Annotated in this window: 26 protein-coding genes and 2 pseudogenes; 13 read left to right on the top strand and 15 right to left on the bottom strand. The window is 70.5% G+C overall.

Annotated elements, in window-relative coordinates; translation table 11 throughout:
- The 3 genes from ABFX45_RS19440 (at position 1) to ABFX45_RS19430 (ending at position 2,041) form a co-directional block, all read left to right on the top strand.
- Positions 1–825 (top strand): aldo/keto reductase, encoded by an 825-nt coding sequence (locus ABFX45_RS19440; RefSeq protein WP_109636911.1) that lies wholly within the window; start codon positions 1–3, stop codon positions 823–825.
- A 10-nt stretch (positions 826–835) separates the two neighbouring features.
- The gene (locus tag ABFX45_RS19435; protein ID WP_109636910.1) at positions 836–1,426 is read left to right on the top strand and encodes an SMI1/KNR4 family protein; all 591 of its coding nucleotides are present in this window, start codon (positions 836–838) and stop codon (positions 1,424–1,426) included.
- Positions 1,427–1,615: 189 nt separating this feature from the next.
- On the top strand, positions 1,616–2,041 hold the full coding sequence (locus ABFX45_RS19430) for an MgtC/SapB family protein (protein ID WP_109636909.1): 426 nt from the start codon (positions 1,616–1,618) through the stop codon (positions 2,039–2,041).
- Here ABFX45_RS19430 and ABFX45_RS19425 read toward each other — a convergent pair.
- Entirely contained in the window at positions 2,038–2,346 is a 309-nt protein-coding gene (locus ABFX45_RS19425; protein ID WP_109636908.1) for a DUF1540 domain-containing protein, read from the bottom strand. The two genes, ABFX45_RS19430 and ABFX45_RS19425, sit on opposite strands and share 4 nt — an antisense overlap.
- Before the next feature lie 251 nt (positions 2,347–2,597).
- Between ABFX45_RS19425 and ABFX45_RS19420 the strand changes: the two genes are divergently transcribed.
- On the top strand, positions 2,598–3,377 hold the full coding sequence (locus ABFX45_RS19420) for an alpha/beta fold hydrolase (protein ID WP_346131558.1): 780 nt from the start codon (positions 2,598–2,600) through the stop codon (positions 3,375–3,377).
- Here the strand turns inward: ABFX45_RS19420 and ABFX45_RS19415 are convergent.
- The 3 genes and pseudogenes from ABFX45_RS19415 to ABFX45_RS19405 all read right to left on the bottom strand — a co-directional run.
- Positions 3,361–4,113 carry a class I SAM-dependent methyltransferase gene (locus ABFX45_RS19415; protein ID WP_346131557.1) on the bottom strand — a complete coding sequence of 251 codons (753 nt, stop codon included), beginning with the start codon at positions 4,111–4,113 and terminating at the stop codon, positions 3,361–3,363. The two genes, ABFX45_RS19420 and ABFX45_RS19415, sit on opposite strands and share 17 nt — an antisense overlap.
- Before the next feature lie 10 nt (positions 4,114–4,123).
- A complete protein-coding gene (locus ABFX45_RS19410) occupies positions 4,124–4,651 on the bottom strand; it encodes an alpha/beta hydrolase (protein ID WP_346131701.1) in 528 nt (175 codons plus the stop codon).
- Positions 4,652–4,880: 229 nt separating this feature from the next.
- Positions 4,881–5,105 (bottom strand): annotated as a pseudogene (locus tag ABFX45_RS19405) (epoxide hydrolase N-terminal domain-containing protein); the annotation flags it as partial.
- A 420-nt stretch (positions 5,106–5,525) separates the two neighbouring features.
- Here ABFX45_RS19405 and ABFX45_RS19400 point away from each other — a divergent pair.
- On the top strand, positions 5,526–6,110 hold the full coding sequence (locus tag ABFX45_RS19400) for an NADPH-dependent F420 reductase (RefSeq protein WP_346131556.1): 585 nt from the start codon (positions 5,526–5,528) through the stop codon (positions 6,108–6,110).
- A complete protein-coding gene (locus tag ABFX45_RS19395) occupies positions 6,107–7,129 on the top strand; it encodes an LLM class flavin-dependent oxidoreductase (protein ID WP_346131555.1) in 1,023 nt (340 codons plus the stop codon). The genes ABFX45_RS19400 and ABFX45_RS19395 overlap by 4 nt, the downstream gene beginning before the upstream one ends.
- A 40-nt stretch (positions 7,130–7,169) precedes the next feature.
- On the opposite strand, the gene ABFX45_RS19390 is transcribed toward ABFX45_RS19395, so the two are convergent.
- The 5 genes and pseudogenes from ABFX45_RS19390 to ABFX45_RS19370 all read right to left on the bottom strand — a co-directional run bounded on the left by ABFX45_RS19390 (position 7,170) and on the right by ABFX45_RS19370 (position 12,013).
- Complete coding sequence (locus ABFX45_RS19390) at positions 7,170–8,279, bottom strand: hypothetical protein (protein ID WP_346131554.1); 1,110 nt, start codon at positions 8,277–8,279, stop codon at positions 7,170–7,172.
- 45 nt (positions 8,280–8,324) lie between these two features.
- The gene (locus ABFX45_RS19385; RefSeq protein ID WP_109636902.1) at positions 8,325–8,864 is read right to left on the bottom strand and encodes a hypothetical protein; all 540 of its coding nucleotides are present in this window, start codon (positions 8,862–8,864) and stop codon (positions 8,325–8,327) included.
- A gap of 16 nt (positions 8,865–8,880) precedes the next feature.
- Positions 8,881–10,050: an ABC transporter permease gene (locus ABFX45_RS19380; RefSeq protein ID WP_346131553.1), complete on the bottom strand. Its 1,170-nt coding sequence runs from the start codon at positions 10,048–10,050 to the stop codon at positions 8,881–8,883.
- 260 nt (positions 10,051–10,310) lie between these two features.
- Positions 10,311–10,979 (bottom strand): annotated as a pseudogene (locus ABFX45_RS19375) (ABC transporter ATP-binding protein); the annotation flags it as partial.
- Positions 10,976–12,013, bottom strand: a complete 1,038-nt coding sequence (locus ABFX45_RS19370) for an efflux RND transporter periplasmic adaptor subunit (protein ID WP_346131552.1) — start codon at positions 12,011–12,013, stop codon at positions 10,976–10,978. The gene ABFX45_RS19370 and the pseudogene ABFX45_RS19375, both read right to left, overlap by 4 nt.
- Positions 12,014–12,092: 79 nt before the next feature.
- Between ABFX45_RS19370 and ABFX45_RS19365 the strand changes: the two genes are divergently transcribed.
- Both ABFX45_RS19365 and ABFX45_RS19360 read left to right on the top strand, forming a co-directional pair.
- Positions 12,093–12,785, top strand: a complete 693-nt coding sequence (locus ABFX45_RS19365) for a response regulator transcription factor (protein WP_109636898.1) — start codon at positions 12,093–12,095, stop codon at positions 12,783–12,785.
- The gene (locus tag ABFX45_RS19360) at positions 12,775–14,487 is read left to right on the top strand and encodes a sensor histidine kinase (RefSeq protein ID WP_346131551.1); all 1,713 of its coding nucleotides are present in this window, start codon (positions 12,775–12,777) and stop codon (positions 14,485–14,487) included. Before ABFX45_RS19365 ends, ABFX45_RS19360 begins: the two co-directional genes overlap by 11 nt.
- Here ABFX45_RS19360 and ABFX45_RS19355 read toward each other — a convergent pair.
- The 5 genes from ABFX45_RS19355 to ABFX45_RS19335 are packed head-to-tail and all read right to left on the bottom strand — an operon-like array spanning position 14,453 to position 19,381.
- Positions 14,453–15,895, bottom strand: a complete 1,443-nt coding sequence (locus ABFX45_RS19355; protein WP_346131550.1) for an acyl-CoA synthetase — start codon at positions 15,893–15,895, stop codon at positions 14,453–14,455. The two genes, ABFX45_RS19360 and ABFX45_RS19355, sit on opposite strands and share 35 nt — an antisense overlap.
- Positions 15,834–17,150, bottom strand: coding sequence for an MFS transporter (locus tag ABFX45_RS19350; protein ID WP_109637095.1), 1,317 nt, complete (start codon positions 17,148–17,150; stop codon positions 15,834–15,836). The genes ABFX45_RS19355 and ABFX45_RS19350 overlap by 62 nt, the downstream gene beginning before the upstream one ends.
- Before the next feature lie 10 nt (positions 17,151–17,160).
- Positions 17,161–17,619, bottom strand: coding sequence for a MaoC family dehydratase (locus tag ABFX45_RS19345; RefSeq protein ID WP_346131549.1), 459 nt, complete (start codon positions 17,617–17,619; stop codon positions 17,161–17,163).
- Positions 17,616–18,491 (bottom strand): amidohydrolase family protein, encoded by an 876-nt coding sequence (locus ABFX45_RS19340; RefSeq protein ID WP_346131697.1) that lies wholly within the window; start codon positions 18,489–18,491, stop codon positions 17,616–17,618. The genes ABFX45_RS19345 and ABFX45_RS19340 overlap by 4 nt, the downstream gene beginning before the upstream one ends.
- A gap of 11 nt (positions 18,492–18,502) precedes the next feature.
- On the bottom strand, positions 18,503–19,381 hold the full coding sequence (locus ABFX45_RS19335) for an SDR family oxidoreductase (RefSeq protein ID WP_109636893.1): 879 nt from the start codon (positions 19,379–19,381) through the stop codon (positions 18,503–18,505).
- 89 nt (positions 19,382–19,470) lie between these two features.
- On the opposite strand from ABFX45_RS19335, the gene ABFX45_RS19330 reads away from it, so the two are divergent.
- Both ABFX45_RS19330 and ABFX45_RS19325 read left to right on the top strand, forming a co-directional pair.
- Entirely contained in the window at positions 19,471–20,268 is a 798-nt protein-coding gene (locus ABFX45_RS19330) for a PaaX family transcriptional regulator (RefSeq protein WP_346131548.1), read from the top strand.
- A gap of 111 nt (positions 20,269–20,379) precedes the next feature.
- Positions 20,380–21,177, top strand: coding sequence for a glycoside hydrolase family 20 zincin-like fold domain-containing protein (locus ABFX45_RS19325; RefSeq protein ID WP_109636892.1), 798 nt, complete (start codon positions 20,380–20,382; stop codon positions 21,175–21,177).
- Here the strand turns inward: ABFX45_RS19325 and ABFX45_RS19320 are convergent.
- Entirely contained in the window at positions 21,161–22,267 is a 1,107-nt protein-coding gene (locus tag ABFX45_RS19320) for a glycosyltransferase (protein WP_346131547.1), read from the bottom strand. The two genes, ABFX45_RS19325 and ABFX45_RS19320, sit on opposite strands and share 17 nt — an antisense overlap.
- A 78-nt stretch (positions 22,268–22,345) precedes the next feature.
- Between ABFX45_RS19320 and ABFX45_RS19315 the strand changes: the two genes are divergently transcribed.
- The 3 genes from ABFX45_RS19315 (at position 22,346) to ABFX45_RS19305 (ending at position 25,443) form a co-directional block, all read left to right on the top strand.
- The gene (locus ABFX45_RS19315; protein WP_346131546.1) at positions 22,346–23,782 is read left to right on the top strand and encodes a phenylacetate--CoA ligase family protein; all 1,437 of its coding nucleotides are present in this window, start codon (positions 22,346–22,348) and stop codon (positions 23,780–23,782) included.
- 100 nt (positions 23,783–23,882) lie between these two features.
- Entirely contained in the window at positions 23,883–24,344 is a 462-nt protein-coding gene (locus ABFX45_RS19310) for a peptidase inhibitor family I36 protein (protein ID WP_346131545.1), read from the top strand.
- Positions 24,345–24,522: 178 nt separating this feature from the next.
- Complete coding sequence (locus tag ABFX45_RS19305; RefSeq protein ID WP_346131544.1) at positions 24,523–25,443, top strand: ArsR/SmtB family transcription factor; 921 nt, start codon at positions 24,523–24,525, stop codon at positions 25,441–25,443.
- Positions 25,444–25,464: the final 21 nt, after the last annotated feature.

Raw genomic sequence — 25,464 nt, 5'->3', positions numbered from 1 at the left:
ATGACCGTCGCGCTGCCCTCTGGTGAGACCATCCCCGCGCTCGGCATGGGCACGTGGATGATGGCCGAGAAGCCGTCCAGGCGCGCCGACGAGATCGCCGCGTTGCGTGCGGGCCTCGATCTCGGGCTGACGCTGGTCGACACCGCCGAGATGTACGGGAACGGGGAGTCAGAGGCACTCGTCGGCGAGGCCGTGCGGGGCCGCCGCGACGAGGTGTTCCTGGTGTCGAAGGTGCTGCCGTCCAACGCCTCCGCCAAGGGCACCGTGCGCGCGTGCGAGGACAGCCTGCGCCGCCTGGGCACCGACCGCCTCGACCTGTACCTGCTGCACTGGCGCGGCAGCGTGCCGCTCGCCAGGACCGTCGAGGCCTTCGCCGGGCTGGTCGCGGCGGGCAAGATCCGGTACTGGGGCGTCAGCAACTTCGACCTGGCCGACATGCGCGAGCTGACGGCGCTGCCGGGCTTCTGCCAGACCAACCAGATCCTCTACAACCTCTCGCGGCGCGGCCCCGAGCACGACCTGCTGCCGTGGCACGCCTCCGCCGGGATGCCGATCATGGCCTACTCCCCTGTCGAACAGGGCAGGTTGCTGAGCTCGCCGGTGCTGGCGGAGGTCGCGCGCCGCCACGACGCCACGCCCGCTCAGGTGGCCCTGGCGTGGGTGCTGCGGCTGCCGCACGTGAACGCGATCCCCAAGGCGGGCACGGCCGAACACGTCCGGGAGAACGCCGCGGCACTGTCGTTGCGACTGTCCTCAGAGGACTTGGCCGACCTGGACAGGGCCTTTCCCCCTCCGGACGGTCCCGAACCGCTCGCGATGCTCTAGATTTCGGCGGATGAGCTGGACTGGCATCGAGAGCTGGGCCCGCGAGAAGGCGCCGAAGCTGTACGCCGCCCTGCTGCCGCCCGCGTCGGAGGCGGACATCGCCGCAGCGGAAGAGACTCTCGGGTTTCCGCTGCCCGCCGATCTCGTCACGTGGTGGCGCCAGTTCGGCGGCATCGCGGAGACCTACACCCACTGGCCGATCGTCCCGCCGCACTGGCAGCCGCACGGGCTTGACGACGCGCTCCGGCTGCGGACGCAGATGATCGAGGCCATCAGCGGGATCGCCTTCGCCACGCCGGACGAGGAGAAGGACTTCGAGGCGACGGCGCTGCGGGCGTCGGCAGGGACGCCGTGCGTGGACCTGTGGCTGCCCGCGTGGCTGCCGGTGGCCGGGGACGGCGCCGGGTACGAGCTGTTCGTGGATCTGCGTGCCGGTGCGCGGCACGGCTGCGTGATGGAGTGGGGCAAGTACAGCGGCGCGGACGGCGAACCCGTGTGGCCCAACGTGACCGCGATGCTCGACGAGACCCTGCGCGCGCTCGGCGGCTCGCGTGAAGAACATCGCCTGGTGTTCGAGCACAACTACTTCTTCTGGGAGTGAGACGTCCGTCCCACTCTCACCGCGGCCTCACCGGCTGTTCGATAACGTGAGCCGGTCTTGCCGGCCGGACACGAGGAAGCGAGGTGAGCGACACATGCCAGGCGACAGCAGCCCGCGCGGGTCTTCTCACCTCGTGCACGCTTGAGTTCTGGCGTGTGACGCACACCCCTGACCAAGGGGAGTCACACGATGCACGTCTTCGACATGACGCTGCGCATTGCCGAGAGCATGGGCCTCGGCGCGTTGATCGGTTTCGAGCGGCAGTACCGCTCGCGCATGGCGGGCCTGCGCACCAACGCCCTCGTGGCGGTGGGGGCCGCGCTGTTCGTGCTGCTGTCCGCACAGGGTTTCGACGGCCAGGGCGACCCCACGCGGGTCGCCGCACAGGTCGTGTCCGGCATCGGGTTCCTGGGCGCGGGCGTGATCCTTCGCGACGGGTTGTCGGTGCGCGGGCTGAACACCGCGGCCACGCTGTGGTGCGCGGCCGCGGTGGGCTCACTGGCGGGTGCCGGGCTGCACGTCGTGGCGGCGGCCGGCACCGTCGCGATCATCGCGGTCAACGTCGGCCTGCGGGAGCTCGGCCGCGCCGTGGACCGAAAGGACGACGAGGCCTAGCGGGGCTGGTAGGTGAGGCAGTTCGCGTGGTGGCCGCCCTGGCCGGGGCCGACGCGCACGCTCTGCGCCGTGCACTCGAGCGAGGAGTTGTGCACGCAGTCCGTGCGAGAGCAGGCACCCACCTGCGCCACGACCTTCTCCAGACCGCCCTTGGTGCTCAGCGGGATGAAGGTGCCGCAGTCCGCCTGGCCGTTGTCGCCGCGCACGGTGATCGCGAAGGCGTGACAGCCGTCGTGGTTGTACGAGCAGTCGCTCACGGTGCAATCGTGGACGGCGGGCATCGCCGGGTTCTCGAGAGTGGTCATGTCCGCTCCTGCCGTGGTGGGAAAGGTTCGGTGAATCGGACGATGCCACCACGGCAGAAGGCCCGCAATTCGAAATGAATTAGGCGAGCCTAGCCTTTCGTGAATCCGGAAATGTCATTTCTGGCCGTCGCGTGCGTCCACGCCGCACAGCGACGGTTCCGGTGTGGGGGCGATCATCAACAGCGCCTCCGCGCATCGGGGAGCTACTGTGTCGGCGGCAATGATCCACTGTGCGAGACACGAGGTGTTGCGTGGCGACGATCACGACAGGCGACGGGCAGCTGGTGTCCTATGTGGACCACGGCGGTGACGGTCCCGCGGTCGTGTTGCTGCACAGCTTTCTGATGGACGTCACGATGTGGGCGCCGCAGGTCGAGGCGTTCGGGCGGGACTACCGGCTGATCGCGATCGACGAGCGCGGCCACGGTGCGACGCCGGCGACCGGGCCGTTCGACTACTGGGACGTGGCCGGGGACGCGCTCGCGGTGCTCGACGCGCTGGGTATCGGCGACGCGGCTGTCGTCGGGACGAGCCAGGGCGGGTTCATCGCGATCAGAATGGCGTTGCTGGCACCGGAACGGATCACCGCGCTGGCGGTGCTGGGCACGTCCGGTGAACCGGAGGACGAGCAGATCGCCGCCGCGTACGACCAGCTCACCGAGGTGTGGATCGCACAGGGACCGGACACGGTGGTCGAGGCGACGGCCAAGATCTGCCTGGGCGACCACGACCCTTCGGAGTGGACGCCGAAGTGGAGCGCCGTCGAGCCCGACCGGCTGCGGTTGATCTCGAACGCCCTGGTCAGCCGCGACGGCATTCTGGACCGCGCCGGGGAGATCACCGCGCCCGTGCTCGTGCTGCACGGCACGGCCGATCTCGCCTATCCCGTCGCGAAGGCCGAGGCGCTCGCCGCCGCGCTGCCCAAGGCCGAGCCGCTCGTCACGATCGAGGGTGGCGCGCACTTCCTGAGCCTCACCCACGCCGCCGACGTGAACCCGCACCTGGAGCGGTTCCTCAGCGCACACCTCTGACGGCCCACGCCCTGGCCGTGAGCTCGATGGGGCCCTGCTGAGGGAGACGGGAGCGGAGCAGTTCGCGGATCTCCGCGCGCTGCTCCGCGGGCAGGGTCGCGGCGTAGGCGGGTGCCGCGCCGGTGCCGCCCTCGAACGGTTCCCAGAAGTCGGCGAAGTCGCGGAACACGGTGGGCACCACGATGCCGGTCACCTCGACGTCCTTCAGCCCGGCGCCGGTCCAGAACGCGCGCAACGGGTCGGGGTCGCTCACGGCGGCGAAGCGCAGGCCCTCGTCCTGGGACTCGGCGGCGGGGTCCACGTCCTTCGCGGCGTCCCAGAACAGGCGCATCATCTGCATGCCGCTGCGGTAGTCCCACAGGTACGACCCCACGTACGGGGCCACCCGCGCGAACTCCGCCACGGCACGGGCGACGTCGGGCACGAAGGTGAGCACGAGCCCGCTCACCACCACGTCGGCGGTGCGGTCGCCCAGGTCGACCGCGGTGCCGACCTCGAACTCCGCGCCCGGCACGCGTTGCCTGGCGAGGTCCAGGAACGCCGCGGACGGGTCGACGCCGACGACCGCGGCCGGGTGCGCCTCGGCCAGCACGGTCTCGGTCAGCGCGCCGGTGCCGCAGCCGACGTCGAGCCACGTCCGGCCGGGCGGAACGTCCAGCCAGCGCAGGAACTCCGCCGCGACCGGCCGGCTCCACCTGCCCACGTAGCGTTCGTACGCGTCACCACCGTCCCACATGGGCTGAAAGCTAGCGCAGCGGACGGAAACCCGCCCGGACCTCCGCGGAGAAGAGCCGCGGCTGTTCCCACGCCGCGAAGTGCCCGCCCGCCTCGGCCCGGTTGTAGTGGATCAGGTTCGGATACACCCTCTGCGCCCAGCTGCGTGGCGCCTGGTAGACCTCCTCGGGGAACACGCTGACCGCGGCCGGCAGCGTGACGCCCTTGGCGGCGATCACCGAGTACTTGCTCTCCCAGTACAGGCGGGCCGAGGAGATCGCGGTGCCGGTCAGCCAGTACAGCGAGATGTTCTCGACGACGTCCTGGCGGGTCAGGCCCTCTCTCCCGCCGTCGAACGCCCTGGCGATCAGCGCGAGGCCGGCCGGGTTGTGGTCGATCATGAACGACGCCAGCCCGACCGGGGAGTCCGCGAACGCGCTCAGCGTCTGCGGGCGCAGGCCCATCATCCGCGCGTAGGCCTGTCCCATGCTGTACCGGAAGAGCACGTCCTGCCACGCCTTGAGGCTCGTCTCCCCGCGGGCCGGGAGGCTGTGGGCCACCGGCGCGGGCGCCGTTGTCGACGTCGACGGGGACTGTGCCAGGCAGGTTCGTGTGCACGCCGAGCAACCCGGCGGGCCTCTGCAGCGCCATCAGGTCCACGATCAACGCGTCCCGGTCGCCGCCCTGCGCGACGTACCGGTCGTAGCCGAGGCGGTTCATCGGCTCGATCCACGTGCGGGCGATGCGGTCCGGGCCCCAGCCGGTCGCCGTGGCCTTGCCGGAGAAGCCCTAGCCGGGCATGGACGGGATCACGAGGTGGAAGGCGTCCTCCGCCGTGCCGCCGCGCGCGGTCGGGTCGGTGAGCGGGCCGATGATCTTCAGCTGTTCGATGACCGAGCCGGGCCAGCCGTGCGAGACGAGCAGCGGCAGCGCGTTGTCGTGCTTGGAGCGGACGTGGACGAAGTGGATGTCCAGTCCGTCGATCTCGGTCATGAACTGCGGCAGCGCGTTGAGCCTGGCCTCGGTGGCGCGCCAGTCGTAGTCGTCCGCCCAGTAGCGGGCGAGGGCCCTTGAAGGTCCTCTGCGGCACGCCCTGGGAGTGGTCCGAGACGACCTCCTCGTCCGGCCAGCGGGTCGCGAGGACGCGGCGGCGCATCTCGGCCACGTCCCGCTCGGGGATGCGCACCCGGAACGGCCGGATGTCTCCGCTCGCCTGTGCCGGGCTCGTTCTGAGCAGCCCGTACGCGAGCGCTGCGGCGGAGGCGGACAGGAAGCTGCGACGGGAGGGCTCGTTGGACACGGTTCCCGACCGCAGGGACGCGACTCTGACCGTCGCGAGCGTCGTGCGACGGCGGCGGGTACGTCATCCGGGAATAACCGGGGTACAGTCCGGTTAAAGATGATGACACGTCAACTAGCCAGGTGGGGTGTGCTGTGCGGATCGCTGTTCTCGGTGCGCGCCACGTCGGTCCCGTCCTCGCGCGCCTCGCTCTCGCGGCGGGCTACCCGGTTGCCGTCGCGGGCTCGGGTGATCCGGCGCGGATCGCGATGATCACCGAGTTCCTGGCGCCGGGTGCCGTCGCGCTGGCGGCCGCCGACGCCGTCGCCGACGCGGACCTGGTGGTGCTGGCGATCCCGTGGCACCGGTTCGGGACGCTCGAACCGGGGATGTTCGCGGGCAAGGTCGTCATCGACGCGATGAACCACTGGCCGCCCGCTGCCGAGCCGTTGGGCACGAGCGAGGAGGTGGCCGCGCGGCTCGTCGGCGCGCACGTCGTCAAAACCCTCAACCACGTCGCCTACCAGGACATGGAACCGCCGGACGGCCGCGCCATCGGCCTGGCCGGTGACTCACCCGCGGCGCTGGACGTCGTGTCGGAGTTCCTGTCCCGCATCGGTTTCGAACCCGTGCCGGTGGGCCCGCTGACCGCAGGCCGCCTGCTGGAACCCGGCGGCCCGGTGTTCGGCGTCGACGCCGGTCGCCCCGATTTCGAGAAGCTCACCAAGGAGATGTCATGACCACCACGTTCGGGCTCGACACGTTCGGCGACGTCACCCACGACGCCGAGGGCAGGCCGCTGACGCACGCCCAGACCATCCGCAACCTCGTCGAGCAGGGTGTGCTCGCCGACCAGGTGGGCCTCGACTTCTTCGGCATCGGCGAGCACCACACGCCGGACATGCCGCTGTCGGCGGCCGACGTGGTGCTGGCCGCGATCGCCGCCAGGACGTCGCGCATTCACCTGGGTTCCGCCGTGACGGTGCTCAGCTCGGACGACCCGGTGCGCGTGTTCCAGCGCTTCTCGACGCTGAACGCGGTGTCGGACGGCCGCGCGGAGATCATCCTGGGCCGCGGGTCCAGTGTGGACTCGTTCCCGCTGTTCGGCTACGACCTCGCCGACTACGAGGACCTGTTCGAGGAGAAGACGCATCTCTTCGCGGAGATCCTCAAGGGCGGCCCGGTGACGTGGCAGGGCAAGACCCGCGCGTCGCTGCACGAGCAGGACGTCGTCCCGTTCACCGAGCCGTTCCCGACGTGGATCGGCGTGGGTGGCAGCCCGCAGTCCGTGGTGCGCGCGGCGTCATACGGCTTCTCGCTGATGCTCGCGATCATCGGCGGCCACCCCAGCCGCTTCGCCCCGTTCTCCGAGCTGTACCTGCACGCGCTGGAAAAGTTCGGCCACGCGCCGCTGCCGATCGGCATCCACTCCCCCGGCCACGTCGCGCCGACCGACGAACAGGCTCAGGAGGAGTTCTGGCCGCACTACCTCGACGTGATCAGCCGGCTCGGCAGGACGCGCGGGTTCGCCACGCCGACCCCCGCGTCGTACGCGCACGAGGTGGGGCCGCACGGCGCGCTGTTCGTGGGGTCGCCGGAGACGGTCGCGGAGAAGATGGCCAGGACGATGAAGGCGTTGCGCGCCAGCCGGTTCGATCTGAAGTACGGGATCGGCGGGTTGTCGCACGAGTCGTTGACGCGGACGATCGAGCTGTACGGGACCGAGGTCGTGCCGCGGGTGCGGGAGCTGCTCGGCTGATCAGCTGCTGCAGCTCCACGCGGCGGATCACCTCGGCGGATCACCTCGGCCGGAACCGGTGGCGCGCCGTTTTCTCGTCCAGTTCGGAGACGAACCACGACTGCTCACCCGGCAGGCGGGTGAGCACGTCGGACGGCTCCCAGCCCTGGTCGCTCGCGGACTCCTCGGTGGTGCCGGTGAGCCGGAGCAGTGCGACGGGTCCCCTGCCCCGGCAGCGGACCTCCAGGTAGCGGTGGTGGCCGGCGGCGAGCCTGTCCGTGACCACAGTCAGGTCCGCCTCACCGAGCGGCAGCAACGTGCGTTCACTCGCCGGCCGCGCCGTCGGCAACCACTCCCCCGGCCGCAGGAAGGTCTCCCACTTCTGCGGCCACGACCGCACCGTGGAGCGGATCACCGAGTAGGCGTTGCGCACGTCCACTGCGTCCTCGACGTTGTGAAAGAGCGCGAAGTACAGGTGGTCGCCGACCGGCTCGGCCCGCCGCTTCGCGTTCCTGAGGTGAATCAGCGCCGTCAGCTGCGCCGCCTCGTGATCGTGCAGCCGCACGGCGAACTCGTGGTCTGAGGCCGGCTCCGGCACGACCGCGCAGGCAGAGTCGAGGTCCAGCACGTCGGTCTGTTCGCGGAAGACCGCGTAGCCGCCGGTCAAACCCGCCTCGTCGCGCCACCGCTGCTCGATCCGCGCCATGATCTCGGTGGCCACGACCGGTTCCGTGTCCTCCGCGCGCCACGTCGGTTCGCCCGGCAGGCGGTCGAGCAGATCCGTCTCCTCCAGCCCTCGGTACGCGTACCGCGAGATCTGCTGCGGCCGCGCCCGCGACTCCGGATTCTTCGCGGTCAGGACCACGGCGAACGGCGTACCGTCGGCGGAGATGACGTGATGGCGCCAACGAGCCGCCACGCTCGCGTCGATGCTGTGCTTGAGCCGGACCGCCTCGGCTTCACTGATCTCGAGGTGGTCGTCGGTCCAGTCTCTGCCGCTCTTGAGCCGGTACAGCTTGTCGGTGTGCACCCACGTGTTGTGACCGACGTACTCTTCCTCGCGGTGGCCCGCCGGCCGCCGCACGAGCATCGCGGCCTGGCCCAACGCTTTGCTGTCGCCCTTGAAGACCGCGTAGTACCTGTGGTCGGCCAGTTCCCGCTCGAAATCCACGAGATCGCCCCCCAGCTGATCCGTTGGACCGAGTCCAGCTCCGCCTCACTTCTTCGAGGACGCGATCTCGCACTCCTTGACGTGCTCCAGGCCGAGCGAGATCGACGCCGCGTCGTTGTTCGGACCGCCGAACGCGTAGCCGACCTGGTTGCCGCCCGGCTCGTTGTGCACCTCGACGTAGCGGACACCCTTGCCGCGCAGGCACTGCACGACGCGATTGGCGAAGTCGACGGCCTCCGGGTTGTTCACGTCCTTCTCCCACGGTGGCAGCGGGAACTTCGGCTCGCACACCTTCAGCGCCTTGTCGACCTCCTCCTTGGAGGGCTGCGGCCGGCCGCTGCCCACCGGGGAACGGCCCTTCTCGTCCACGCCGTGCTCCTTCATGCACTGCACGTACGGCGCGCTCAGAGCCTCGTAGTCCTCCGGGGTCATGTCGAGGCGTTCGCGTGGGCGTTGCTCCTGGGTTGCCGAGGTCGGTGCCGCGCTGCTGCCCGGCGTCGAGATGGACGCAACCTGCGGTTGGGCCGGCTGGGATCCGCAGGCGGTCACGGTCAGCAAGAGCAGGGCCAGGGAGGCCTTCTTCATCGGGGATTTCCTTTCGTCACGCGGAGAGCGCCCGGGTCGGGGTGAGCCTCGCGGCGCGGATGGAGGGGTAGAGGCCGGCGGTGGCGCCCACGACGAACGCGGCGAGCACGCCGGAAACCAGGACGGGCAACGGAATCACCAGCGGCCAGCGGTGCAGGGCGGAGTACCCGGCGACACCGGCCGCGCCGAGCACGGTGCCCGCGAGACCTCCCAGCCCGGAGAGCAGGACCGCCTCGGTGAGGAACTGGGCGCGGATGTGGCCGCGGGTGGCGCCGAGCGCTCGTCTGAGGCCGATCTCGCTGCGGCGTTCGAGGACGGAGATCACCATCGTGTTGGCCACGCCGACGCCGCCGACCAGCAACGCGACGCCCGCGAGGCCGAGGAACAGCGCGCTGTAGGAGTTCTGGGTGGCGCGTTTGGCGGCCAGGGCGTCGGACGGGCGGCTCACCTGCACCAGGGCGGGGATCTCGCCGTGGAGCGTGGCGGGCAGGACGGCGCGGACGTCCTCGATGGACTCCTCGTGGGCCTTCACGTACACGACGGTCGGGTGGCCGTCGAAGCCGAGCGAGGTCCGGGCGGCCTCCCAGCCGACGAGGACGGAGCGTTCGATGTCCGGGGCGAGCGGCATCGGGTCGAGCACGCCGACGACGGTGAACCAGCGGTCCCCCACGAACACCGCGGGCTGCTCACCGACGTCCTGGATGCCGAGCCTGGCCGCGGCGACGTGACCGAGCACCACCGACGGGAAGTCCGGGCGCGGCAGGAACTCACCGCTCTGGACGCGGCCGTTGACGGTTTCCAGCAAGTTCGGGGTGGTGGCCAGGACGGTGATGTCCGAGCTGTGGCCGGGGTCGAGCAGGTCGTTGCGGCGGACCCGGACGTGCGTGTTCGCGACCGCCGCGGCGGCGGTCACCGGGGCGATGCGGCGGACCATCGCGACGGAGGCTTCGGGGAGGAGCACCGGGTCTTCCTGGCGCGGGGCGGGTTGGGCGCGCAGGAGGTTCGTGCCCAGCGCGGTCAGTTCGTCGAGCAGTGCCTGCTGGCTGGAGGCGGGGATGCCGGTGACCACGACGACGGTGGCGATGCCCAGTGCGATGCCCAGGGCGGACAGGGCGGCCCGCAGCCTGCGGGTGCGGATGCCCAGGGAGCCCAGGGAGAGGAGGTCGGCGGGTGAGAGGCGGGTCATCGCTCGCTCCCGGTGGTGAGGCGCGGGAACCGGATGGTTGCGGGGTCGGCGGAGGTTCGGGCGGCGCGCGGGCCTGCACCGTGGGCGCCACCCGTGTCGGCGGAGGTCCCGGCGGCTCGCACACCGGCACCATGGGCGCCACCCGTGTCGGCGGAGGTCCCGGCGGCTCGCACACCGGCACCGTGGGCGCCACCCGTGTCGGCGGAGGTCCGGGTGGCACGTGGCTCGACCTGCCCGGCGCCACCCGTGTCGGCGACCGCACCCGTGTCCGCGACGATCCGCCCATCCCGCAGTTCCACGCGACGTGGCAACGAAGCGGCGATGTCCCGATCGTGCGTGATCAGCGCGATCGTCGTCCCCTGCCCGTTCAACTCCTTCAGCAGCTCCAGCACGGCCTGGCCGTTGGCGGTGTCGAGGGCACCGGTCGGTTCGTCGGCCAGCACCAGGGCCGGTTGGTTCACCACGGCGCGGGCGATGGCGACGCGCTGCCGCTCCCCTCCCGAGAGCTGGTGCGGCCGGTGGTCGGTGCGGTGGCCGAGCCCGACCCGTTCCAACGCCTCCACGGCCAGCGCGCGACGGTCCTTGCGCCGCACTCCGGCGTAGAGCAGCCCGGTGGCGACGTTCTCCACGGCGGTCAACGCGTCGGACAGGTGGAACTGCTGGAACACGAAACCCAGGCGGCTCCCCCGCAGCGCGGACAGGCGGCGGTCCGACAGCGACGAGACGTCCTGGCCGTCGATCTCCACCGTGCCCGACGACGGCAGGTCCAGGGTGCCGACCAGGTGCAGCAGGGTGGACTTGCCGGAACCGGACGGGCCGACGATCGCGACCAGCTCCCCCGCGCCGATTCGCAGGGAGACGTCGGAGAGGGCGGTGACGCCGCCGGGGTAGTGCTTGCTCACCGAGCGCAGCGCGAGCACCGGGGTCATTGGGCGGTCACCACTTCGAGGCCGTCGGTGATGCCGTCGCCGGAGATCTCCACCTTGTCCTGCGAGTACAGGCCGGTCTGCACGGCCTTCAGGGCACCGCCCGGCAGCTGCACCGCGTAGCCGCCCTCCTTCAACGCGACGAGTGCGGTCAGCGGCACGGTCAGCACGCCCGTCCGGCTCTCGGTCGTGATCTTCAGGCGGACGGGTGCGGTGTCGAGGTCGGCGACGTCGGCCGGGTTGTCCGGGGTGACCAGGACGTCGACCTTCTGGCCGCCGTTGTTCTCCTGGGCGGGTGCGGTGGTGACCGAGGTGACCTTGCCGGGGATCTCGCGGGAGTCCGGGCGCACGATGACCACCGGCATGTCGGCCTTGACCGCGCCCGCCTCTGACACGGGCACCTGCATGGTGACCAGGCGCGTGGTCGGCGTGAGCTCGAACAGTTCCTCGGTCGCCGGGGCGCCTGGCTGGGCCTTCACCGTCGCCACGCGCATCGGGCGGTCGAGCACGAGGACGCGGCCGGGTTGCAGCACGCCGGTCTGCTCGACGCCGAGGCTTCTCTGCCACTTCTTCAGCGCGTCGACGACCCTCGGGGTGAGCTCGGCCTTCGTGGCGTCGCGCGGGCGGGTGCCGACCTGGTGGCCCAGCGCGGCGAGGTTGTCCATCAGGACGGCGACGTCGGAGCCTTTGACGCCGGGTGTGTCCAGGGCGCGGAACAGCGGGGTGGCACCGAAGAACACGACCACCGGCTGGTCGTCCACCCGGTAGAGCTCCTTGCCCAGCTCGGTGACCTGCCCCGCGGCCGGCAGCTTCGTGACGGTGCCGGCGCTCCCCTTGACCGGCCTGGCCGCACCGAAGCCGAGGTTTGCCTGCAGCGTGCGGGTGTTCGTCAGGTCGCCCTTCTGCACGGTCGTGGTCTTGACCGCCGGTGGTGGCGCCGCGGCGGGCTCGTCGGGTCTGCCGCGCACCACCACCAGCAGCACGGCGGTGGTGACGACCACGACGAGCACCGCGGCCGCGATGACTGTCTTGCGCATGCCGTGGATCTTGATCAGCACTTGTGAGGATCCTGTGACGAACCGGTGACCGCCCCGAGGGCGTCCGTATCCTCGGCCCGTGAGCGCTCTCATCCTGGTCGCGGAGGACGACGAGAACCAGGCCGAGCTCGTTCGACGCTACCTGGAGCAGGATCACCACCGCGTTGTCGTCGTCCACGACGGACGCGACGCGCTCGACGTGGTCCGCGACCAGCGGCCCGAACTCGTCGTGCTCGACCTGATGCTGCCGGGGCTGGGCGGCCTGGACGTGTGCCGTGCCTTGCGGGCGGACTCGGACGTGCTGGTGCTGATGCTGACCGCGCGGTCCACTGAGGACGATCTGCTGCACGGGCTCGGGATCGGCGCGGACGACTACATGACCAAGCCGTTCAGCCCGCGTGAGCTGGTGGCGCGGGTGCGGACGTTGTTGCGGCGCCGTCCGGCCACGCGGGCCGCGCCGTTGCTGCGGGTCGGGCCGATCGTGGTCGACCCTGTGCGGCACGAGGTGACGGTGCGCGGATCGCTGGTCGAGTGCACGCCCGGCGAGTTCGGTCTGCTCGCGGTGCTGGCGTCGGAGGTGAACCGGGTGTTCACGCGCGAACAGCTGCTGGACCGCATGCACGGCGACAGCTACCTGACCACGCGCACCATCGACACGCACGTGAAGAACCTCCGCCGCAAGATCGAAACGGACTCCCGCACGCCCGAGCACCTGGTCACCGTGTACGGCATCGGCTACAAGCTCACCGCCGGGCGCGCCGATGCGCCGTAGCGTCTTCACCCGGCTGCTCGTGGTCGTGGTGCTGATCGCGGTGTGCTCGATCGCCGCGACCGCCTGGCTCGCGACCCAGCTCACCAGGGCGTCCATCGCCCGCGAGCAGGGCAGGGAGCTGGCCTCGGACAACAGGATCTACGCGACGCTGCTCGCCTACGCCACCGGCCACCGCGACTGGTCCGAAGTGGACGGCTACCTCGACTCGCTGGTCGACGAGAACCCGCACCGCCGCATCGCGCTCGTCACCAAGGACGGCAGGAAGGTCGCCGACAGGGGCGGTGACGGCGGCCAGCTGCCCGCGACGGCCGCGGCGGTGGTGGACGCGCTCGCGGTCGACCCGGTGCTGGTGCCGGACGCGCCGGCGGACCGGATCGACAAGCGGGTGCTGGGGCCGTTCCGCACGCCGATCGACTTCCGCGACCGCGAGGACCGGACCGGGTCGTTGTACTGCCTGCGGCTCGTCAAGAAGGAGCAGGCGCGGCTGGACTGCCGTGAGCACCAGCTGCCGTTCGACACCGCCGCCGACTTCCACGCCCTGCTCGACCTGGAGGACCTGGTCAACGCGTGCCTGGCGCGCAAGTCGCTGCCGTCGGTGGACCTCGACCCCGACTACACCCCGGCGCAGAAGCAGGCCACGCCACCCCCGGACGAGCCGGCGGTCGCGGCGTGCGTTGCCGCGTCGCGCAAGGAGCAGCTCGCGCCGTACGTGGCGTCGCCCGTGCTGCTGTACCTGACGAACCCGTCCGGTACGCCGACGACCGCGATCTCGTTGTCGGGCAACGGCTGGCAGATCGTGGGTGCCGCAGCCGCGGTGCTGCTGGTCGCGGTCGGGGTGGCGGCGTTCGCGGGCGCCCGCATCACGCGGCCGTTGCGGGCGTTGACCGCCGCCGCGCAGCACCTGTCGGGTGGCAGCGACATCCCGCCGGTGCCGGAGCGCGGGCAGGACGAGATCGCGGGCCTGACCAGGGCGTTCAACACGATGGTCGCGAACAGGGCGCAGCTGGAGCAGGCGCGCAAGGCGATGGTCAGCGATGTGGCGCACGAGCTGCGCACGCCGTTGAGCAACATCCGCGGGTGGCTGGAGGCGGCCGAGGACGGGGTGAGCGACCTCGACCCGGCGCTGGTCACGTTGCTGCTGAAGGAAGCGCTGGTGCTCCAGCACGTGGTGGACGACCTGCAGGATCTCGCGATCGCCGACGCCGGGTCGTTGCGGCTGACCGTGGCGCCGGTGCCGGTGCGGGCCGCGCTGGAGCAGGTCAGGGCGGCGCACGAGGTACGGGCCGCGCAGGCCGGGGTCGCGCTGTCAGTGTCGGCCGAGGAGCTCACGGTCGACGCGGACGCGTTGCGGTTGCGGCAGATTCTCGACAACCTCGTGGCGAACGCTCTCCGTTACGTGCCGTCCGGTGGCTCGGTGTCGGTCAGCGCGGCACGCGACCACGACGACGTGGTGATCGCGGTCGCGGACACGGGGGCCGGGATCTCCGCCGAGGACCTGCCGCACGTGTTCGACCGGTTCTGGCGCGCGGACAAGTCGCGAGCCCGCAGCACCGGCGGCAGCGGGCTGGGGCTCGCGATCGTGCGGAAACTGACCGAGGCGCACGGCGGTACCGCCGGCGTGACCAGCACGCCGGGGCAGGGCACCACGTTCACCGTGCGCCTCCCGATCAGGGCAGGGGCAGGCGCCGCAGAGCCGGTTTGAGCACCTTGCCCGAACCGGTGCGCGGCAGTTCGGCCACGACGTCGACGTGGACCGGGATCTTGTACTTCGCCAGGCGGAGCAGCAGGAACTCGCGCAGTCCCGCCGGGTCGAGGGAACCGCCGGAGCGCGGGCGGACGAAGGCGCGGCCGACCTCGCCCCACCGCGGGTCCGGCACCCCGACGACGGCGACCTCGGCGACGTCGGGGTGGTCGGAGATCGCGTTCTCCACCTCAGCCGGGTACACGTTCTCCCCGCCCGAGATGTACATGTCCTTGACCCGGTCGACGACGTGGAGGTAGCCCTCGTCGTCGAGCCGCCCGACGTCGCCGGTGCGGAACCAGCCGTCGCCGGTGAACGCGTTCGCCGTGGCGACCGGGTCGTTCCAGTAGCCGGGCGTGACGTTCGGGCCCTGGACCTCGATCTCCCCGGAGCCCGCAAGCCGCACGTCACCGAGGAACACCGGCACACCCGCCGAACCTGCCTTGCGCACGCTGTCGCCCGCCTCCAGGAACGTGGCTCCCGGCGCGGACTCGGTGAGGCCGTAGCCCTGGCAGAACACCAGGCCACGGTCCTGGTACATGCGGATGACCGCGTCCGGCACCGCGGATCCGCCACACAGCAGCACCCGCAACGAGCTGAGATCCGCGGTGCGCCACCGCGGGGAGGCCGCGAGGTCGGCGTACATCGTGGACACGCCGAACATCCACGTCACCCGTTCCCGCTCGATCAGCTCCAGGCAGGCGGTGACGTCCCACCGTGAGGTGATCACGCTGCGGCCGCCCTTGACGAACGTGGGCAGCAGCGTCTGGGTCAGCGCCGCCACGTGGAACAGCGGCGCGGACACCAGCGCGACCTCGTCGGCGGCGATGTCGACGCCGACCATCAGGTTGAACGTGTTCCACAGCAGGTTGGCGTGGCTGAGCACGGCACCCTTGGGCCTGCCGGTGGTGCCGGAGGTGTAGAGGATCAGCGCGCTGTCCTCGATGGCCACCGGCACGTCCAGCGGATCCTCCGCGCCACCGGCGAGCCAGTCCTCGTAGTCGTCGAGCGAGACCGTCGAGGGATGGTCGGACCGGAAGCGCGGCGCGTGGACCAGCACGCGGGCACCGCAGTCCGCGAGCTGGTAGTCGATCTCCGCGGCGGTGAGCCGGAAGTTCAGCGGGACGAAGATCGCGCCGAGCAGGTGCGTGGCGAACATCGTCTCCGCGAACGACGGGTGGTTCGGGCCCAGGTAGGCGACCCGGTCACCGTGCCGCACCCCGAGCTCTTCGAGGCGCCGCGCGAGTTTCGTGGTGCGCCGGTCCACCTCCTCGTACGTGGTCGAGACGCCGTCGAACGTGAACGCCTCACGCCGGGGCGCCATCCGGGCCCGGCGCGCCGGCCAGCTCCCCAGTCCCGCGTTGCGCACTCAGATCTCCTGTCAGGCTGCTGCGGCTGGTCTCCCGCAGTGCGAGCGTGCACAGCACGGTCAGCACGCAGAACGCCGCGAGGATGAACGAGATGGCGGTCGTGCCGGCCGAGACCTGCACCTGCGCGAACAGCAGCGGTGCGAGGCCCGCGCCGAGCCCGGCGAGCTGGTAGCCCAGCGACGCTCCCGTGTAGCGGCTGCCGGTGGAGAACAGCTCGCTGTACAGCGCCGCCAGCGGGCCGTACATCATCGGGTGCAGCACGGCCTGGCCGACGACCAACGCGAGCACGATGAGCCCGTTGTCCACCAACGGGAACAGCGCGAACCCGAACGCCGCCATCAGCACCGCACCGGCCAGCACCACCGGCCGCCTGCCGACCTTGTCCGACACCGCAGACCAGCCCAGGATGCCGATCACCGCCAGCGCCGAGGACAGCGTGAGCGCGTTGAGGATCGTCTGCCTGGTGTTCCCGGCCTGCACGCCGTACGCGAGGATGAACGTCGTGAGCGTGGACTGAGCGACGAACGCCGACAGACCGACACCGACGGCGAGCAGCAACGTGCGCGGGTGGTTGCGCAGGACGTCCATCAGCGGCACAGAGGTGCGCTTCTTCTCCGCCTGGAACACCGGGGTCTCCTCGACCCTGGTCCGCACGAACAGGCCGATGGCCAGCAGCACCAGGCTGATCAGGAACGGCACCCGCCAGCCCCACTGCAGGAACGCCTGCTCCCCCACCAGCGCGGCCGTGCCGCTGAGGGCGACGGTGGACAGGACCATGCCGCAGGGCGCGCCCGCGTTGGTGAAACTCGCCCACAGCCCGCGCCGCGAGGTGGCGTGCTCCGCGGACATCAGCACCGCGCCGCCCCACTCGCCGCCGACCGAGATGCCCTGCACGACGCGCAGCAGCACGAGTCCGGCCGGAGCGAGCCAGCCGACCTGGGCGTAGGTGGGCAGGAGGCCGATCAGGAAGCTCGCCACACCCATCAGGCTCATGGTGAGCACGAGCATCTTCTTGCGGCCCAGCAGGTCGCCGTAGTGTCCGAAGAGGACACCGCCGAGCGGACGGGCGAGGTAGCCGGTCGCGAACGTGCCGAAGCTCGCGATGGTGCCGACCAGCGGATCGAGTGAGGAGAAGAAGACCTTGTTGAACACCACCGCGGACGCCGTGGCGTAGAGCAGGAAGTCGTAGTACTCGATGACGCTGCCGAGGAAGCTGGATGTGACGGCGCGGCGTAACTGCGTTGTTGTCGCCATGACGTTCACCTCACGCGTAGTGGCGGTAGATCCCGCGCGCGACGCACGCGGGCTTGTCCGATCCCTCGATCTCGACCGTGAAGTCCACGGTCACCTGCACGCCGTCGCCCTTCACGTCCTCCACGGACGCGACCTGGCCCTTGAGCCGGATCTTCGACCCGACCGGCACCGGAGCCGGGAACCGCACCTTGTCCAGGCCGTAGTTGATGCTCATCCGCACACCGGAGACGTCGAGCAGCTCGGTCATCAGCGGGATGAGCAGCGCGAGGGTGAGGTAGCCGTGGGCGATCGTGCCGCCGAACGGACCGGCGGCCGCCCGCTCGGGGTCGGTGTGGATCCACTGGTGGTCGTCGGTGGCGTCGGCGAAGGTGTTCACCCGGTTCTGGTCGATCTGCAGCCAGTCGGTGCAGCCGAGGTTCTTGCCCGCCAGGGCTTTGAGCTCTGCGATGCCTTCGACGGTCGTGGTCATGCGTCCTCCTTGACGAGTCCGAGCAGGCGGGCGGCGTTGTGCTTGAGGATCTTGGGCCGGACCTCGTCCTTGACGTCGATCGCGGCGAAGTCCTTCAGCCAGCGGTCCGGCGTGATCACCGGGTGGTCGGAGCCGAAGAGCACCTTGTCCTGCAGCACCGTGTTGGCGTAGCGGACGAGCTGCGGCGGGAAGTACTTCGGCGACCAGCCGGAGAGGTCGATGTACACGAACGGCTTGTGCGTGGCGACCGCGAGCGCCTCGTCCTGCCAGGGGAACGACGGGTGCGCCAGCACGATCTTGAGGTACGGGAAGTCGACGGCGACGTCGTCGACGAGCATCGGGTTGGAGTGCTTGAGCCTGATCCCGCCGCCGCCGGGCACGCCGGCACCGATCCCGGTCTGTCCACTGTGGAACAACGCGGGCACGCCCAGCTCCTCGATCGCCTCGTACAGCGGGTACGCCATCCGGTCGTTCGGAGAGAAGTCCTGCAGGCTCGGGTGGAACTTGAAGCCGCGCACGCCGTGCTCCTCGACGAGCCTGCGCGCCTCACGAACGGCGGTGCGACCCTTCCACGGGTCGACGCTCGCGAACGGGATCAGCACGTCGGGGTGCTCAGCGCACTGTTCGGCGACCTCCTCGTTGGTGATGCGCGGGTGCCCGGTGGCGTGCTCCGCGTCCACGGTGAAGATCACCGCGGCCATCTTGCGCTCGCGGTAGATCGCGGCGGTCTCGGCGATCGTCGGCTGGCGGTGCCCGGCCTTGAAGTACTTGGCGGAGGCCTCCATCAGCTCCGGGCTCAGCGAGCTGTGGCCGTCGCACGAGATCTCGGCGTGCGTGTGGACGTCGATGGCGGTCAGTTCGTCGACGTTCATTCCGGGAACGTTCATGGCGCCACCGGCATCGGAATGCCGTAGGTCTCGGGCTCGAAGCTGGGCAGCTTCCGCGCGATCTCCTCCGCGCTCCAGCCGCCGTCGGCGAACTCGACCTGCTTCTCGGCGGGGTGCGACCACAGCGCGAGCCGGTCGCCGCCGATGCCGATCGCCTGGCCCGTCACGCCCTTCGCCGCGTCGGACGCGAGGTAGACGATGAGCTCCGCGACGTCCTCGACGGTGCCGAGACCCTCGTCGCGCCGCACCCACGCGGGCAGTGGCGCGCCCGTGCGCTCCGACTCCTCGATCAGCGGCGCGAACGCGGGAATCGTCCTGGTCATCTCGGTGGCGGCCACCGGGATGACGGCGTTGACGGCGATCTCCGCCTTCGCGAGCTCCATCGCCCAGGTGCGGGCCATCGCGGCGATCCCCGCCTTCGCGGCGGCGTAGTTCGTCTGACCGAAGTTGCCGCGCTGCCCGGCGGGCGAGGAGATCAGCACGAGACGGCCGCCCGTGCCCTGCTCGCGCATCCTGATCGCGGCCGCGCGGGCGCAGGTGAACGTGCCGCGCAGGTGCACGTTGATCACGGCGTCGAAGTCGTCGTCGGTCATCTTCCACAGCACGCGGTCGCGCAGGATGCCCGCGTTGGTGACCAGCACGTCGAGCCTGCCGAACTCCTCGACGGCGGTGTCGACGAGCAGTTGCGCGGTCTCGGTGGAGCCGACCGGCGCGATGACGGCCTTGCCGCCGATGCGCGCGGCGACCTCCTCCGCGACGTCGTCGACGTCGTTCACCACGACCTTGGCCCCGTTGCGCGCCAGGGCCTCCGCGTAGGCGAGGCCCAGACCGCGGCCGCTACCGGTGACGATCGCGACCTTTCCCGACAGATCCATCCGACTTCGTCCTCTCCTGGGGGTCGCCACCAACGTAAGGCATATTCGTGACGCTCGTCTAGATTCTGCCCAACATGTATCGTGACAGCGTGACCCCGCAGTCGCTCATGCTCAACTTCCTCGGCCTCTACGTCTTCGGCCGCGACACCGCCGTGTACTCGGGCAGCGTGATCGACGTCTTCGGCCGCGTGGACGTCTCCGAGGACGCGGTGCGCTCGACGCTCACCCGGATGACCGCCCGCGGCCTGCTCACCAAGCACCGCAACGGCCGGAAGGTCTACTTCGGACTGACCCCGCGGGCGACCGAGGTGCTCCGCGACGGTGAACGCCGCATCTGGCAGACCGGGGCGCTCAACACCGACTGGGACGGCACCTGGACGCTGATCGGCTTCTCCCTGCCGGAGAGCCGCCGCAGCGAACGGCACGACCTGCGCTCCCAGCTGATGTGGGCGGGCTTCGGACCGGTGCAGAACGGCCTGTGGATCGCGCCGGGACACCACGACGTCACCGGGATGGTCGAGGAGCTGGGTCTCGCCGAGCACGTCACCGTCTTCACCGCCCAGCACGCCAAGCCGACCGAGGCCGCCGACCTCGCGCACCGGGCGTTCGACACGGCCGCGATCGCCGCGCGCTACCGCGACTTCCTCGCCCGCTGGGGCGGGCCGACCCCGCTGAAGACGCTCCCGGACGACCTCGCCCGCCAGCTCGTGCTGCACTCCGACTGGCTCGAGCTCGTGCGGCAGGACCCGCACCTGCCGGCCGAACTGCTCGACGCCGAGTGGCCCGCGATCGAGGCCGAGCAGCTGTTCCAGTCACTCGCCCGGCGCTACGCGCAGACCGCGACACCGCTGGCCGAAGCCGCCATCGAGTCGATCACCGTCGCCTGACGGTGTTCCCGATCACTGGAAGGTCTGGACCAATCAGGCCGTAAACCTGCTACAACGGAACTGTGGAACTCGCGCACGCCGAGCCACGTTGGTCCGCTGGAGAGGAATCCGGTGATCGTTCCCATGCCCGCGAGCGCACCCCGTCGCACGGGTGCGTTCCCACTGACCGAAGAAGTCGCCGTGCGCGTGACCGGACAGGCCCGCACGGCCGCGGCGCTGCTGCGCGAGCACATCTTCCGGCAGACCGGCTACCTGCTGGCCGAGTCACCGGACGGCATGCTGATGGTGACGCACGACCCGGCCATGCGCGGCCTCGGCCCGGAAGGCTACGCGCTGCTGGTCAGCAACCACGCGGTCATGCTCCGCGCCGGCACCCAGGCGGGCCTGCGGCACGGCGTCCAGTCGTTCCGGCAGCTGATGACCCGCGACGGCACCGTCCGCGCGGCCGACGTGCAGGACTCCCCCGCGTTCGCCTGGCGCGGCGTCACGAGCGCCCTGCTGCCACCGGCCGAGATGCGCAAGGCCATCGACAAGATGGCCGCCTACAAGCTCAACGTCCTGCACGTCTTCCCAGAGGGCGATCCCGACCACATCCGCGAGGTCGTCGAGTACGGCCTCGACCACGGCATCACCGTCGTGCCCGAGATCAGCCCTGCCACGATCGACCTGCTCGAGCTCTTCCCGAGCCGGTGGGTGCACATCGGCAGGGCCAAGCTCAGCGGCAAGCTCGCCACTCTCCTCGAACGCCACAACCGCCTGCCGGTGCGGTGGCACGACGGCAGCGACCACACCGACGTCCTCGGCCCGCACGGCCGGCTCACCGAGGGCGACGACGGCCTGCGCGCCGTCGCGAACGCGGGCTGGGTCGGCGGCCACTTCACCGCAGCGGCGGTCACACCAGCCCGGTGAGCCGCTGAACGACGGCGGCGGGCTCCGGCATCTCCGCGATCTCGGCCCTGACCCTCGCGGCCACCGTCCGCGCGGCAGGGTCGACCAGCAGATGGCCCGCCGCCTCTGCCACGGCGTCCGCGGTGATCTCCTCGCCGACGAGCTTCTTCCCGGCACCCACCTCGGCGAGCATGTCCGCGTTCACGAACTGGTCGGCGCCCTGCGGCAGAACCAGTTGCGGCAACCCCGCGGCCAACGTGCCGAGCACCGTGCCGGTCCCGCCGTGGTGCACGACCAGACCAGCCTTCTGGAGCACCTTCGCCTGAGGCACGAACCCCGCCAGGCGCACCGAGTCCGGCACCTCCCCCAGCACCGCCGGATCACCGGGCCCGAGCGCGACCAGAACCTCGGCCTCGAGGCGCGACAGCCCGTCGATCGTGGTGCGCAGGACTTCGGTCGCACCGAACGCCACGGTGCCCAGCGTGAGGTAGATCAGCGGCTTGGCCGAGTCCAGCTCCGGCATCGGCACGTCCAGGTCGAACGCCGCCGGCCGCTGCCGCAACACCGTCGGCAACGCCGCCACGACCGGATCCCGCACGGTGTCCGGCCAGATGTCGATCACGGTGTCGCCGAGCATCAGGTCGGCGGGCACGTCCCCGTCCCACATCCACGTCATCTGCCCGTAGGCCGCCTCCGTGATCACGGGCGGCATCGACCGGCCGATCACGTGCGACACGAACGGAATGCCCGCGTCCCTCGCGGCCTTCGCCGCGCCGACGTCACTCATCTCGTACACGACCAGGTCCGGCCTGACCCTGGGCAACAACGCGGTGAGATCCGCGATCGTCGCGCGCGGCAGCACGTCCCCGAACATGGTGATCATCAGCGTGACGACGTCCGCGTCACCGTGCCGGCTGCGCGCCTCGGTTTCCGCCTCGCCGATCGAGATGCCCGACGCGTGCGCCTCGAAACCGAGGTCGCGCACCGCGCTCAGGAAGCTCGGGCCGGTGGCGAACACGACCTCGTGGCCGGCGTCCTTCGCCGCTCGGGCCAGCGGGATCAACGGGAACAGGTGACCGTACGCGGGCCGGCACGAGAAGAGTGTTCGCACCGTCCCGAGTTTACCTTGTTTCGGTCTGCACTGAAGTTATCGAAGGCGCCAACATGCCGGCCTGGATAGGCTCGGCCGATGGACGGTAGTCGGCAGATCCGTGTGCGCCAGGCGTTCGACGACTTCTTCGGGCCACCGGCCGGGCAGTCCGGGGACTGGGTGGTCGACCTCTTCCTGCGCACGGCCGAGACCGTGCCCGCCTACCGGAAGCTGTTGCGGGAAAACGGGATCGAGCCGACGGACATCAAGAGCCTCGACGACTTCCGCACGCTGCCACTGCTCGACAAGCCGAGCTACCACGAGCGCTATCCGTTGCCGGAGCTGTGCAGGGACGGCGCGCTGACCGGCTGCGACATGATCGCGGTGTCGTCCGGGTCGAGCGGGCGGCCGACGATCTGGCCGCGGGCGCTCGAGGACGAGCTGCACGTGGCGCGGCGGTTCGAGCAGGTGCTGGTCACCGGGTTCGGGGCCGACGAGCGGGCAACGCTGGCGGTGGTGTGCTTTCCGCTCGGCACCTGGGTCGGCGGGCTGTTCACGCAGGCGTGTGTCCGGCACCTGGCGGCCAAGGGGTGCCCGATCACGGTGGTGGCGCCGGGGAACAACAAGGCGGAGATCCTGCGGGTGCTGCCCGAGCTCGCGCCGCACTTCGAGCAGGTCGTGCTGCTCGGGTATCCGCCGTTCGTCAAGGACGTCATCGACACGCCGGGCGTCGGCTGGGGCACGTACAACATCAAGCTGGTGCTCGCGGGTGAGGTGTTCAGCGAGCAGTGGCGAGATCTGGTGTCGAAGCGGGCGGGCGTCGCCGATCCGGTCCGCGACGTCGCTTCCCTTTACGGCACAGCGGATTCCGGGGTGCTGGGCAACGAGACCGCGGTGTCGGTGAGCATCCGGAGGTTCTTCGCGGAACGGCCGGAGCTGGCACGGGAGGTGTTCGGCGACTCGCGGCTGCCCACGCTGGTCCAGTACGACCCGGCCAGCAGGTTCTTCGAGGTGCACGACGGCACGCTGGTGTTCACGGCGGACGGCGGGATTCCGCTGATCCGGTACCGGATCGCCGACGAGGGCGGGGTTCTCGGGCACGACGAGCTGCTGGCCTTCTGCGCCGAGCACGGGTTCACTCCCCCGCCGGGGCCGCAGCTGCCGTTCGTCTACCTGTTCGGACGATCGCTGTTCACGGTGTCCTTCTTCGGCGCCAACGTGTATCCGGAGAACGTGACCGTCGGACTGGAACAGCCGGGGATCAGCGACACGGTGACGGGCAAGTTCGTGATCGAGTCGGTCGAGGACGCCGACCGCGACCGGTCGTTGCGGATCACCGTGGAGACCGCGCCCGGTCAGACCGCGGACGCCGCGCGGATCGCCGAGTCGATCAGGACGCAGCTGCTGCGGCTCAACAGCGAGTTCGCGCACTACGTCCCGGCCGGGCGGCAGCTGCCCGAGGTCGTGCTGCGGCCCGCCGGCGATCCCGAGCACTTCCCGGCCGGCGTGAAACACAGGTACACGCGACGGTCGTGAAATGAGCTTTTGCACCACGGAGCAATAGCTTTTCCGGACTTCCTTCCTCGCCTTAAGGTGACGCCGGGCTGAATTCAGTCACTGGGTGAGGGAGGAATCCTTGAAGTTCGTTCGGCGTATTTTGCTGGCCGTGGTTCCCATCGCGATGCTGCTGGGCCTGGGGGTCGCGGCTCCGGCCGCACAGGCGGCGGCTCCGGTCGCGGAGACAGCTGCCGTGGGGGCGGCCTACGACAGCGTGACGGGGCAGGCGCTGGCCCAGTGGGAGTGCAAGACCAGTCACGTCTGCTTCTGGGACGACTTCCAGGGCAAGGGCAGGCGCTGCATGTGGGAGAACCGGGACGACGACTGGACCAGCGGCCCCGAGAAGTGCTCCTGGGCGACCAGCACGGAGGTCAAGTCGGTCTACAACCGGGGAACGTCCGCGTCGCTGACGGGGGTCGTCTTCTACCGCAACACCGGGTACAACAACCGCATCGGTTGCACCAAGCAGGGCCAGAAGGGCGATCTGGCCGGGACCTACCAGGTGCGCTCGCACCAGTGGACCAACGGCCGCTGCGGCTGACGCCTCAATCACAGAACCGGGCGCGGGGCAACGGCCTCGCGCCCGGTTTTCGTTGCGGAATTCGGCGGAGTGACACGGCCGGTAATGTTCTCCACGGTGACCTGGGCCTGGGGAGGTTGCTGTGTTGCGCATCCATTTTTCCGCTGGTGATCTGGAGCGTACGCAGATAGCAGAAAGGGTGGACCCGCTCTGGGAGATGGTGTTCAGCCGGTTGCGGCTGACCGAAGGGGACAGCGGTGTCCTGCTGGAGCCCTGGCTGCGCGACGTCCGGCGCAACGGGGACAGACAGGTGATCCGTTCGGGCGTGCGGCTGCTCGCGGTGCTCTCACCGCTCGGGCCGTACTTCCCCGACTTCCTCACGCCGCCGGAGGGAGCGGACGGCCTGACTCCGGCGCTCGAAGCCATTCGCGGGACACCGCGTGCCCGGCTGCGCGAGGAGTTCAGGCTGCTGGCCGGCGTCAGCCCGACTCCGTCGTGGACTCGTCCGCTGGCGGAGGGCTGTGACGGTGCGCTGACCGAGCTCACCGCGGCGCTGGCCCGGTACCACGCCGCGGTGATCGAGCCGTACAGCGCGCTGATCGACGAGGCGGTCGAGACGGATCGGCTGCACCGCAACGGGACGGGCTCGGTCGAGGGCCTGCTGCACGGGATGTGGCCGTTGATGAACTGGCGGCCGCCGGTGCTGGAGGTGCAGTACGCCCACAACCGGGAGCTGCACCTGAACGGGCGGTGGTTGCGACTGGTGCCGTCGTACTTCTGCCGCCGGACTCCCGTGGCGTTCGCCGATCCCGGACTGCCGCCGACGCTGGTCTATCCGGTGCACCACGACTGGACCTGGCACCGGCAGCTCGCGAGTGGACGGCGCGAGCTCGGGGCGCTGTCGGCGTTGCTGGGGTCCACGCGCTCCGCGGTGCTGGCCGCCGTCGGGGCGGGCGCCACGACCACCGAGCTGGCGGAACGGCTCGGGGCTTCGCCGTCCGCGGTCAGCCGGCACACCACGGTGCTGCGAGAGGCCGGGCTGCTGACCACGGAGAGGCAGGGGTTGTCGGTGCTGCACCAGCGAACGGTGCTGGGGTCGGCGTTGCTCGGGCGCAACTGAGGTTCGCCGGACGCGGAATCC

The sequence above is a fragment of the Lentzea roselyniae genome, assembly GCF_039537795.1.
GTDB classification, from domain to species: Bacteria; Actinomycetota; Actinomycetes; order Mycobacteriales; family Pseudonocardiaceae; genus Lentzea; species Lentzea atacamensis.
Note: the sequence above shows the minus strand (reverse complement) of the source record. Positions and strands in the feature narration are given on the sequence as shown.